This is a genomic window from Streptomyces sp. NBC_01537, assembly GCF_045040445.1.
Taxonomy (GTDB): Bacteria; Actinomycetota; Actinomycetes; order Streptomycetales; family Streptomycetaceae; genus Actinacidiphila.
Genome location: NZ_CP109392.1, coordinates 127462 through 139156 on the forward strand (window position 1 = coordinate 127462; position 11695 = coordinate 139156).

Below are 11695 nucleotides of genomic sequence, written 5' to 3' on the forward strand. Positions count from 1 at the left end.
GGAGTGACCTCATGACCGTCGCGTCCGACTCCGCGATCGAGGAAGAAGAACGGCGCATCGACGCCGCACTGGATCTGGAGAATCACAACCGGGAAAGCGTGTACAACGTTCCGGGCTACCAGCCGGTGCGCAGGGAACTGACCCACGCTCCGGTCCGGGTGACCGGTGAGCTGCCCGCCGACCTGGAAGGCGCGTACCTGCGCAACGGCACCAACCCCCAGTTCGACGGCGGCCATGTCCGGCTCCACGCCTTCTCGGGCGCCGGGATGGTCCACCAGATCCAGATCTCATCGGGGAGCGCCACATACGGCAACTCCTACGTCCGCACCCCTCGGTTCGAGGCCGAGCGTGCCGCCGGCCGGGAGTTGTACCCGGAGTTCTCCGACTTGATCTCCGGAAGGCCGGGCGCGGACCGGATCGCCCTGGTGGAGGAGAAGATCCGCCAGGGGCTGATCCCCGCCCTCGGCCCCTTCGAAAGGACCCCGGGGTCCACCTCGATCCGGTACCACCACGGCCGCCTGTACTGCCTTCAGGAAACGGGTTACGCGTTCGTTCTCGCCACGCACGTCGAGAACGGCCGGCTGATCGTGGACGGCCACGGCCGGCTGGAGACGTGGGCGGGGGAATGGGAAGGCCCGTTCTCCGCGCACCCGCGCATCAACCCGGACAACGGCGACGTGTACAACGTCAGCGTCGAGCCGTCCGGACAGATCATCGCCGGGCTGATCCACAAGGGTGAACTCGCGGCACAGCAGGTCGTGCACCGGCAGAGGTCGCGCACGGGCCACATGGGCTGGCTGCACGACTTCTTCCTGACCGAGAACCACCTCGTGTTCCCCGACATCTCCATGCGCCGGGACCCTGGCGGTCTGCTCGGCCCGGAGGGCAGCGCCTTCCGCCACGACCCCGGCCACCGGCTGCGGTGGGGCGTGGTCCCCCGCGACTTCGGACCGGACACCGAGGTGCGCTGGTTCACCACCGGCCAAGCGGGCACCATCTGGCACGTCATCAACGCCTGGGAGCGCCAAGGCACGTACGGTTCCCGGGAGATCGTGCTCTACTCCCCGGTCTTCCCGTCCTATCCGTCGAGCGTTGCGCTCCACACCCCCGAGGAACCGCCCGCCCAGGTCAAGACCTGGGTACTGGACCTGGACAGCGGGGAGGTCACCGACGACCGGCTGCTGATCCACCACGGCTACGAGCGGCCCAGCCTCAATCTGAACCACGTCGGAAGGACCAGCCGTTACTGCTACCTGCTCGACGAGCACGGCGACGGCTACATGGGCAAGGGGGTCCTGAAGTACGACCTCATCGAGGAGAAGGAACTCGGCTACCTCGACTACGGCGACATGTACGGCGGCGAGGCCCTGTTCGTTCCCAGGCGCGCGGCGAGCAGCGAGGACGACGGCTACCTCCTCGACCTGCTCATGGACGCCCACCGCGCCGAACTCATCGTCATCGACGCCAGGACCATGACCGAGCTGGCCCGGCTGCATCTGCCACAGCGCGTGCCGTTCGGTGTCCACGCCATATGGCTGGACACCGCGGAGATCGCCACCCTCGCCTCGTAGCCGGCGAGCGCCAGAGATCATCAACGACCGCCAAGACAGGACGAACGGAGACCCGCATGCGACTCGGCACGCACATCCACCGGTGCAGCCCGCGCCAAGGTCTGGGAGGGCTCGCGTGGACGTCGGATCGGCGGTGAGTGCCGTGCGGCTGTACGCCGAGGACCTTCACGCCGGGGCCGTGTTCGACCTGGGCAGCACCAAGGTCTCCAAGGAGGAGATCCTCGATTTCGGCCGTCGCTTCGACCCGTTGCCTCTGCACACGGACGAGGGCGCGGCGGCCGCGAGCCGCTTCGGGGGCCTCATCGCCAGCGGTTTCCACACCGCGGCGGTCCTGCAGCGCCTCTCGGTGGACGCCGTGTTCTCACGCGCCGCCCTCATCGCCGGCCGGGAGATCGACTCCCTGCGCATGCGGGCGCCGGTCCGGCCCGGGGACGTGCTGCACGGCACGATGGAAATCGTGGAGGTCCGCCCCCGCGACGACAGCACCGCCGTCGTCCGCAGCCGGGGCACCCTCACCAACGACTCCGGCACCGTCGTCATGGAGGTCCAGGGCGAGACGCTCTGGGAGCACCGGCCGATGGGCGGGACCGAAGTGGGGCGGCTTGACAGACCGGTACGCCACCGGTGAGCGGGACGGGCCGGCCACCCATGCGCGCTCCTCGTCGACCTGCCGCGACCGGCGGGCGGCGTCGGTCACGGCCACTTGCGCACGACAGGGCGAGGGCCGGCGCGCCACGACGTCGTAAGCGAGCTTCGCGGGGTCGGCCACGGCCCGTCAATGAATCGAACGGAGACGGACATGCACGTGGGTGTACACATCAACCGGTTCGACCACCCGCAGGGCGGTGGCGCCCTGCGTGCCGAGCTGGCCGCCGCGGGAGCCGCGGCGGAGGCGGCAGGCGTGAGCCGGCTGTCGGTCATGGACCACTACTTCCAGATGGAATTCAACGGCGGCGCCGAGGCGCCCATGCTGGAGGCCTGCACGACCCTGGCCTACCTGGCCGCCCACACCTCCACGGTGCGACTGGGCGCGCTGGTCACCGGGGTGACGTACCGCCACCCAGGGCTTCTCGCCAAGATCGCCACCACGCTCGACGTGCTGTCCGGCGGCCGCGCCACCCTCGGCATCGGCGCGGCCTGGTACGACCGCGAACACCACGGCCTGGGCGTGCCCTACCCACCACTCGCGGAGCGCTTCGAGCGGCTGGAGGAGACCCTGCGGATCTGCCTGCAGATGTGGAACCCCGACAACAACGGGCCCTTCGAGGGCCGCTACTACCAACTCGCCGAAACCCTGTGCGTCCCGCCGCCGGTCAGCAGCCCGCACCCCGAGGTCATGATCGGCGGCGGCGGTGAGAAGAAGACCCTGCGGCTCGTCGCCCGGTACGCCGACGCATGCAACCTGTTCGCCACCTCGCCCGAGGACGTCGCGCACAAGCTGACCGTGCTGTGCAGGCACTGCGATGAGGCAGACCGCGCCTGCGACGCCATCCGACGGACCATCACGTACTCGGGAGCCGCCGCCACCGAAGAGGACCTGGACGCCTTCACCCGTGACATCGAGCCGTACACCAAGCTCGGCATCGACACGGTAATCATCTCGCCGCACCTGGGCGCCACGTCGCGCTGGATGGAGACCTTCGCCGCCCCGGCCGTACGACGACTGGCCGAACTGGGCTGAAACGGCCCAGGGAACCGGGAGTTCGCCACGCACCGGGGTCGTCGGCCCCGCGACCGGGCGCTGGCAGGACCGGCTGCCCCGCTGACCATGCACGACGTGTACGACCAGCTGTCGCGGTGGGCGGGCGACGGCCGGAGGGGGCGGACGAGGTACCTGGCACATCGCACCGCCGGCGCTGACGCAGGTTCCGCGCATGTGTGGAGCAAATGGCGGTTTTCACTACTCGCCAGCGGATCCTCGGTGCCGGCGTGCTTCGGGGCCGACATTGGCAGGGCCAGTCCGCGACCGCGCCGCACCACGCGTGCGGCGCGGTCGCGAAAGGAAGCTCTGTGAACGCCACGACAGCCACGGCACCGGTCACCGCCTCGCCGGATAAAACCGCCTCACTCATCTTCCACGGCGCCTCATCCATCCAGCACCCGCATAGACACCCCGCCAGCCGCTCGGTCCCGGAGAAAACCACCGTCCGCGCCCTGTCCGCCCATCGAATCGCCTGCGCATCCCGGGTTCAGCCCAGCTCGCCGCGCACGACAGACAGGAGGAGGGTTCGAACGCCCTCCTCGACGACTATGGCTGTCTCGCGGGATCATGCCGGCGCGCGGTGCCTGGCACGCCCATCTGCACTGACGAGCCATTGTGGCCTGGAATGATCCGCCGGACAGAACCTGGGGCCGGGCCGCCCGGAGTAGGCGGGCCCCGAGCAGCTCTCGTCGGGACACTCGTCCCGTTCCGCCGAGAGCCTTCGTCTTGGGGCGGCCCCAGAGTGTGCGGCACATGACGGCATCGGAAACGACCCGCCAATCCTCGGCACGGGATTTTTCACCCTGCCATACATCTCGCTGCACTGGACCGCTTCCTTTATCGACCGATTTCTGCGTGAGCGCTGGACGAGCTCACGCTGCCTCCTGCGGCAGCGCAGTTGAGCTCGCAGAGCATCCCTGTGCCGTTTAACCCCGCTTGTCAGTCCCGGAGCAGCTCGGCGAGCACCTCGGCTTCGCTGATCTCGGGATGCTTGGTTGCGGTGAGTAGTGTCAGGGTCCGGTCCTTGGCGAGGTCGCGCAGGTGCGCCAGCACGTCTGCGCGTTCGGGATCTTTGAGCTCGGTCCGGTAGCGGCGGCTGAATTCCGCGAAACGATCCGGGTCGTGGCTGTACCACTTGCGCAGCTCCGTGGAGGGTGCGACCTGCTTGCACCACTCGTCGAGGTGGGCCTTCTCCTTGGCCATTCCCCGGGGCCAGACCCGGTCGACCAGCACTCTGGCGCCGTCAGCCTGCGCCGGAGCCTCGTAGACCCTGCGGACGTGCACCGTCCTCTTGCGTGCCATGGAGGGACCTCCTGGTGAGATGCGTGCTCCGCTTCTTCCGGCATCACACGTGGTAACGAGCGATGATCTCGAGGCGGGCCACTTCGTCCGGCCCCGGATAGGCCACCAGCACCGGCAGGCCGCTGGGATCCCGGCCCTCGATGAGGGTGAAGCCCTCGCCGTGCCTGGTGTACACATGGTCGGACTGGGCTCTGAGCACGCGCTCGCACCGCTGGAAGTCGTCGGGGCCGTCCGCCGTCCAGATCACGTACTGCGCACCGAGGTGGCCCACCGGGTGGGCGGCTTTCGGGCCCACGGTGCGTAGGTACACCTGGAAGCCGTTCCGGCCCACGAGCAGCGCGGCAGTGGCGGTGCGGACCGTGACCTCCATTTTCAGCAGGTCCTGATAGAAGCCCGCCGATTCGTCGTGGTCGTGGACGAACAACACGACCGAGGCCAGCCGGGGCCCGCGCGTATCCGGTCCGCTACCGGCCGGCTCCGAATCCGCCGGGAGCGGAGCACTGCGCGGGCCGGAGGGCGCCGCTTCATGTGGATGCGCCATTAAAGGACCATTCCGCTTTCGACCGCAGTACGAATTGGATGGCCCGCGATGGTGATCTTGCTGTACATGGCGCCTCCAGGACTGCTGGTCCGTGCCGAGTCCTTTCCAGGCTCACTCCCCACACACGGGAGTGCCAGCGGGGGGCTGTCACCTGAATGCCCGGCTACTGACCTGTCTCCCTACTGATGCAAGTAACCGCATTTGGGGTATTACACCGCTTAGTGGACGCATTCTTAGCCCGCGGCCGCTCATCCAACGGGCTGTGGCGTATGCCGGGGCACAGGTGACGGGGGGAGGCGGCATGGTGCGCAAGGTCCCTCTGGCCGGCCCGTCGGCGACCGTCGAGGACCCTGCGTTCCCGGCTGTAGCGGCTCCCGGGGCCTGCGACGTGGCGGGACTGGACGCGCTGATGACGGGCTGTCGCGCCTGCCCGCGCCTGGTCGAGTGGCGCGAGGAAGCGGCTCGGGTCAAGCGCAACGAGTTCCGCGACTGGGAGTACTGGGGTCGGCCCGTACCCGGATTCGGGCCCTCGGACGCCGCCCTGCTGATCATCGGCCTGGCACCGGCAGCCCATGGCGGCAACCGCACCGGCCGGATATTCACCGGCGACCGCTCCGGGGACGTCCTGTACGCCGCCTTGCACACCCTCGGCCTGGCCTCGCAGCCGACCTCTGTACGGCTGGGCGACGGGCTGGAACTCTACGGCGTCAGGGTCACCAATCCCGTGCACTGCGCCCCTCCGGCCAACCGGCCCACAGCCCGTGAGCGGGACACCTGCCGGCCATGGCTGGAGCGGGAACTGCGCTTGCTGCAGCCGACCATGCGTTCCATCGTCGTCCTTGGTGGCTTCGGCTGGCTCGCCGCACTGCCGGCCCTGGAGGCTGCCGACTGGTCGGTGCCCCGCCCCCGCCCGGTATTCGGCCACGGCGCGCGGGTCAGTTTGCGGGCGGCCGACGCCGGTAGCCCTCTGAGCCTGTTCGGCTGCTACCACGTCAGCCCGCGCAACATCTCCACCGGCCGCCTCACCCCGGCCATGCTGCGCACGGTGCTCGGCGCGGCCGCCGAGGCCGCTGGGCTGTCGCCCGGACCGCTCAGGCCCCCCCGCGAATGACCGCCCTGCCCTGTGGACGGCGCTCGCGGGGGGCGGTACGCGGCGCAGGCTGGGCGGCCGTCACGTCAGGCACGACCCTGTTTACGCCGGTGCCTGTCCGGCACCGGCGTAAACAGGACCCGCTCTGGAGGTGTGGCTGTCACCTGAGGGCGCCCCTCCGGTATCACCCGGTCCCGTCGGTGTGGTCGAGCAGGTCTGTCAGGGGCACGCCGGGGTCGGCGAGCTTCTTTGCGTCAACTGCTCGGCCGGAGGTCACCAGGGCGCGGATCAGGTCGGTGACGTCCCAGACGTTGACGTTCATCCCGGCCAGTACCCGACTGTGGGCGAGCCAGAACGCGATGAATTCACGGGTGCTGGTTCCGCCGCGGAAGACCACCTGGTCGTAGGCGCCGGGTTCGACGTAGCCGGTGTACTCCATGCCCAGGTCGTACTGGTCGGTGAAGAAGTACGGCACACGGTCGTAGGTCACGTCCTGGCCCAGCATCGCCTTGGCCGCGACCTGCGGTTGGTGCAGGGCGTTGGCCCAGTGCTCGACCCGGATGTGCTTGCCGAGCAGAGGATGGAAGGCGTTGGCAACGTCGCCGGCCGCGTAAATGTCCTGGTCGGACGAGCGCAGATGGGCGTCGACGCGGATGCCGTTGTCGACGTCGAGGCCCGCGGCCGCGGCGAGTCGGCTGTTGGGGGTGATCCCGACGCCGACGATGACCGCGTCGGCCTCGATGCGGCTGCTGTCAGCCAGCAGCACGCCGCTGGCGTGTCCGTCGGTGCCGGTGATCTCGGCCACCTGGACACCGCAGCGCAGGTCGACCCCGTGGTCAGTGTGCAGGTCGGCGAAGATCTGGGAGGCCTCGCGGCCCAGCACCCGAAGCAACGGCAACTCTGCCATCTCCAACACGGTCACCTCGACACCGGCGGCGCGGGCAGCGGCCGCGGTCTCCAGGCCGATCCAGCCTGCCCCGATCACCACGATCCGGGATGCGGCCCCGAAAGCCTCCTTGATGCGGTTGCTGTCTTCGAGCCGGCGCAGGTAGAGCACGCCGTCGAGGTCGACGCCAGGGACCGGCAGGCGGCGCGGCGAGGAGCCGGTGGTCAGCAGCAGCTTTGCGTAGCCCAGGCGACTGCCGTCCGCGAAGGTCACTTCGTGGGCGGCCGGGTCCACGCTGGTGACCGTGACACCAAGGCGCAGGTCGACATCGTGCTCGGCGTACCACTGGGGCCGGTGGACGTAGATCTCCTCCCGCTCAGCCTTACCCAGCAGATAGCCCTTCGAGAGCGGCGGCCGCTCGTAGGGGCGCTCGTTCTCCTCGCCGACCAGCACGATCCGACCCTCGAAGCCCTCCTCGCGCAAGGTCTGCGCGGCCTTGGCCCCCGCCAGGCTCGCTCCGACGATCAGGTACGTCGTGTCCGAGGCCATAGTCAGCTCCTCTGCTGCCCTGCGGACTGTGCGCGCAGGGTGGCGGACAGCTGCTCGCGCAGCCGGTCCCAACTCGCGTCGAACGCGGCCACGCCCTCGTCCTCAAGCTTCTGCACCACATCGTCGTAATCGATGCCCAGGGCCTCCAGTTGATTCAGCGCCTGTTGCGCTTCGCCGTAGTGACCGCGCACCGAGTCGGTCGGCACCTGGCCATGGTCGGCGACTGCACGGAGGGTGGCCTCGGGCATGGTGTTGACCACACCAGGCGCAACCAGGTCGACCACATAACGCGTGTCCGGGTAGGCCGGATCCTTGGTCGAAGTCGAGGCCCACAGCGGCCGCTGCGGGCGGGCACCGGCATCGCGCAACGCTTCCCAGCGTCGCGAGGAGAAGACCTGCTCGTAGTGCTGATACGCGAGTCGGGCATTGGCGAGCGCGGCTCGGCCGCGCAGCCCGGCGGCCTCCGCCGTCCCGATCTTGTCCAGCCGCACGTCGACCTCGGCGTCAAGGCGGGAGACGAAGAACGAAGCCACTGAGCCGAGCAAAGAGAGGTCATAGCCGGCCTGCCGGGCGCATTCCATCCCGTCGAGGAAGGCATCCATGACCGCGTCGTAGCGAGACAGGGAGAAGATCAACGTGACGTTGATGCTGATCCCCTCGGCGAGGCACGCGGCGATCGCCGGCAGCCCTTGACGGGCGGCCGGGATCTTGACGAACAGATTAGGCCGGTCGACCAGCCACCACAGGGCCCGTGCCTCGGCGATGGTCGCCGAGGTGTCGTGGGCAAGGCGCGGGTCAACCTCGATCGAAACGCGCCCGTCCACCCCGCCCGTGGCATCGTGGACCGGCCGCAGCACGTCGCAGGCGGCGCGGACGTCGAACGTCGTCAGCGCCCGCAGCGCCTCCCCAGCCTCGACTCCCCGGACGGACAGGTCACGCAGCTGCGCGTCATAGGCGTCGCCCGCTGTGATGGCCTTGGCGAATATGGTGGGGTTTGTGGTCACTCCTGCCACGTGGTTGTCGGCGACCAGGCCGGCGAGACTGCCCGATACCAGCCGTTCCCGGCTCAGATCGTCGAGCCAGATCGAGACCCCGCAGGCACTGAGCGCAGTCAAAGGGTCGCTCACGGCGTGGTCCTCCTTCCCGCTTCGCGGCGGAGCGAAGTCCGCCAGTCACGTTCCTGAGGATTCCGCCCGGGAAAGTGCACGCCAACGTTGCGGATGTCCACGAGCACCGAGGTCACATGCCGCGCAGTCGGCCGCACCGACGGGCACTGGATCCCGCCGCTGCACAAAAGCGATCAACTTCAGCCTGCTGGCCATGGGCCTATTTGGCAAACGCAGGCAGAGATGCTCTCGACGGCACGCGCGCCTGCCCCACCGACAACCACTTCGGGCTGGGGTTGGGTGCTGCTGGCGTGCTGGACGCTGCGGCCATCTTTGCCGCCTGGCTTCGAAGGTGGGAACGGACACCACTTGTCGACGAGTTTGGGTTCTGGCTCAACTTCCGTGAAGCGCATACGTTGAGTGACGGCTGACGTCCGCGGCGGCCTCTGGGAAGTTGCCTGAAAATGATCAGTGCCGATCTTGGGGTCGCCGACAGTTCGACGTCGTGGAAGAGACATTGCTCCGTCTGAAGGGGCTGTTGTTCCCGTCGGTCGCGGACGTGACGGTGCTGTCAGTGGACGTGAACGACGAGTCGATACGCGTCGAGGCCCGCAATGCGGCGGCCGAGGCAGTGTGTCCGAGTTGCGAGTGCTCTTCAAGCCGAATACACAGCTCCTATCTGCGGTTTCCCGCCGATGTACCCAGCGCAGGACGACGGGTGGTTCTATGCCTGCGAGTCCGCAGGTTCTTCTGTCTGGACGCTGTATGCGGACGGCGGACGTTCGTCGAGCAGATGCCGGGGCTGACCAGGAGATACAGCAGGTGCACCGAACGTCTGCGATCGACCCTGGCCATGGTTGGCCTCGCCCTCGCAGGCCGGGCCGGCGCCCGGATGGCGAGCGTTTTCGGGGTATCTGTCAGCCGCAGTACGGTGCTGCGGCTGGTCGACATGCTGCCCGAGCCGGATGTGTCGCCTCCGCGGGTGGTCGGCGTCGACGAGTACGCCACACGCAAGGGCCGCGTCTACGGCACCGTGCTGGTCGACTGCGAGACCCGACGGCCGGTGGACCTGCTGCCTGATCGGGAGGCGTCCAGCCTGGCCAAGTGGCTGTCGAGGCGGCCGGGCATCGAGGTGACCTGCCGGGACCGTGCTCCGTTCTTCGCCGAAGGCGCTTCGGCGGGGGCACCCCAAGCGATTCAGGTCGCTGACCGGTGGCATCTGTGGCACAACCTCAGCGAGGCCGCCGAGCGAGCTGTTGCCCGCCACCGCCAGTGCTTGCGCGTCCTGGCCCCCGAACCGGTCCAGGAGAGATCCGACGAACCCGCACCCTCGGTGGTGGACCCGGCCTCGCCCTGGAAGAGCGACCGGTTCGCCAACCGCATTCGGGCCCGACACGCCACGGTTCACGCGATGCTGGAGGCCGGCCACAGCCGCCGCTCGATCGGCCGCCAACTCCAGATGACGCACCGCACCGTCAAAGGCCTTGCCGATGCAGCCAGGCCGGAAGACCTCTTCACCGGTCAGTACCAGTTCAACCGAGCCTCCGCGCTGGATGAGTACAAGCCCTACCTCGACGAACGCTGGAACGAGGGCTGCACCAACGCCTGGAAACTCTGGGAGTCGTCCCGCTCGGTTACAAGGGCAGCTACGGCATCGTCAGTGCCTATTTCAGGAAGAAGCGCACGTCACCCCGGCCAGTCACCGCGCAGCCCCCGGCACCCGCCAGGTGGCCAGATGGATTCTCAGCCGTCCGGAAACGCTCACGGAGATCGAGCAGCTCCGGCTCAAGGCCGTGCTGGCCAACTGCCCCGAGCTTGACGCCCTCACCGGGCACGTCCGGTCCTTCGCCCGGATGCTCACCGAGCGCCAGGGCGAACGACTCCCTGAGTGGCTCGACGCCGTCCGCCAGGACGACCTGCCCAGCCTTCACACCCTCGCCGCAGGCATCGACCGCGACCGCGACGCGGTCATCGCCGGTCTGACCCTGCCCTGGAACTCAGGCGTGGTCGAAGGACACGTCAACCGCATCAAGATACTCAAGCGCCAGATGTTCGGCCGCGCCGGCTTCGACCTTCTGCGAAAACGAGTCCTGCTCGCTGAGTGACTCCTCAGCTTCCAAGCGGAGATCGTAGATCGGGAACGTCGTGGGTGAAGGATGTTCCTTGCATACTTCTCCGTGCAGTTCTTCGGGCCGCAGCGCCCAGGCGATGGCCTCGCCCGGACCGCAGAATGAAGGGTCGAGGTGGAACGTGGTCCGGGTCCCGAACGGTTTCGGCGCTATGAACTGCCTCGGACCGGGGACTCACCTGCACCGCCACGAGCGCGACCACCTCGTCCTGCACCGGCACCTGGACCGTGGATCCGATGGACTTCTCCAGCAACAGCCCGGCCAGCATCACCTGGTACGTCGAGGCCAGCAGGGTGAACGCCAACGACGGCGACTGGATATCCGCGGACTCGGCAGGCACCTTTAAGGTGCTGCGGCTCGCCAAGCTGACCGCCAACGCCGCCCCGGAGCCGGTGGCGAAGAACGCCACCCTCACCGTGACCGGCAAGCTCACCCTCGCCAACTGGGCGACCCATAAGTACGCGGGCTACTCCGGCCGTTCGGTGAAGCTGCAGTTCCGCAAGAAGGGCACGTCCACCTACAGCACCGTCAAGACGGTGACCAGCGGCACCGGCGGCGCCCTGAAGACCAAGGTCAAGGCCACCACCGACGGCTACTGGCGCTGGAGCTACGCCGGCAACACCATCTCCTCGGCGGCCAAGGCCACCGGCGACTACGTCGACGTGCACTGAGCAGCCGGGGTCGTACCGATCAGCGCGGTTGGCCGGTCGAACGGGGTTCTGGTTCGGGTGACGTCCTGGTGGTCGGGACATGAAGGCAGGGCCGCCTGGTAGCTCGAGACTGCGAAGCCAATCGAGTCCCAGGAGGTCCTGTTGTCGC

General features: G+C 68.4%; 11 protein-coding genes. 7 read left to right on the forward strand and 4 right to left on the reverse strand.

All coding sequences use genetic code 11. The features are described from left to right. Positions 1–11: 11 nt before the first annotated feature. From OG607_RS00600 to OG607_RS00610, 3 genes are all read left to right on the forward strand, one after another. Positions 12–1571 carry a carotenoid oxygenase family protein gene (locus OG607_RS00600; RefSeq protein ID WP_405717311.1) on the forward strand — a complete coding sequence of 520 codons (1560 nt, stop codon included), beginning with the start codon at positions 12–14 and terminating at the stop codon, positions 1569–1571. Between the two features lie 115 nt (positions 1572–1686). Next, entirely contained in the window at positions 1687–2199 is a 513-nt protein-coding gene (locus tag OG607_RS00605; RefSeq protein WP_405717314.1) for a MaoC/PaaZ C-terminal domain-containing protein, read from the forward strand. A gap of 171 nt (positions 2200–2370) precedes the next feature. Then, a complete protein-coding gene (locus tag OG607_RS00610; protein ID WP_405717317.1) occupies positions 2371–3252 on the forward strand; it encodes an LLM class F420-dependent oxidoreductase in 882 nt (293 codons plus the stop codon). Positions 3253–4212: 960 nt separating this feature from the next. On the opposite strand, the gene OG607_RS00615 is transcribed toward OG607_RS00610, so the two are convergent. Together OG607_RS00615 and OG607_RS00620 are read right to left on the reverse strand one after the other, a co-directional pair. Continuing rightward, entirely contained in the window at positions 4213–4575 is a 363-nt protein-coding gene (locus OG607_RS00615; RefSeq protein ID WP_405717319.1) for a DUF488 domain-containing protein, read from the reverse strand. A gap of 43 nt (positions 4576–4618) precedes the next feature. After that, positions 4619–5116 carry a VOC family protein gene (locus OG607_RS00620; protein WP_405717322.1) on the reverse strand — a complete coding sequence of 166 codons (498 nt, stop codon included), beginning with the start codon at positions 5114–5116 and terminating at the stop codon, positions 4619–4621. A gap of 301 nt (positions 5117–5417) precedes the next feature. Between OG607_RS00620 and OG607_RS00625 the strand changes: the two genes are divergently transcribed. Beyond that, positions 5418–6227 (forward strand): uracil-DNA glycosylase, encoded by an 810-nt coding sequence (locus OG607_RS00625; protein ID WP_405717325.1) that lies wholly within the window; start codon positions 5418–5420, stop codon positions 6225–6227. Between the two features lie 163 nt (positions 6228–6390). On the opposite strand, the gene OG607_RS00630 is transcribed toward OG607_RS00625, so the two are convergent. Both OG607_RS00630 and tal read right to left on the reverse strand, forming a co-directional pair. Beyond that, complete coding sequence (locus OG607_RS00630) at positions 6391–7641, reverse strand: NAD(P)/FAD-dependent oxidoreductase (RefSeq protein WP_405717327.1); 1251 nt, start codon at positions 7639–7641, stop codon at positions 6391–6393. A 2-nt stretch (positions 7642–7643) separates the two neighbouring features. Beyond that, positions 7644–8768: a transaldolase gene (tal, locus tag OG607_RS00635; protein WP_405717328.1), complete on the reverse strand. Its 1125-nt coding sequence runs from the start codon at positions 8766–8768 to the stop codon at positions 7644–7646. A 484-nt stretch (positions 8769–9252) separates the two neighbouring features. On the opposite strand from tal, the gene OG607_RS00640 reads away from it, so the two are divergent. The 3 genes from OG607_RS00640 (at position 9253) to OG607_RS00650 (ending at position 11547) form a co-directional block, all read left to right on the forward strand. Continuing rightward, positions 9253–10566, forward strand: a complete 1314-nt coding sequence (locus tag OG607_RS00640) for an ISL3 family transposase (protein WP_405717331.1) — start codon at positions 9253–9255, stop codon at positions 10564–10566. Next, positions 10475–10852 carry a transposase gene (locus tag OG607_RS00645; RefSeq protein ID WP_405717334.1) on the forward strand — a complete coding sequence of 126 codons (378 nt, stop codon included), beginning with the start codon at positions 10475–10477 and terminating at the stop codon, positions 10850–10852. The genes OG607_RS00640 and OG607_RS00645 overlap by 92 nt, the downstream gene beginning before the upstream one ends. A 260-nt stretch (positions 10853–11112) precedes the next feature. Beyond that, positions 11113–11547, forward strand: coding sequence for a hypothetical protein (locus OG607_RS00650; RefSeq protein ID WP_405717336.1), 435 nt, complete (start codon positions 11113–11115; stop codon positions 11545–11547). Positions 11548–11695 lie beyond the last annotated feature (148 nt).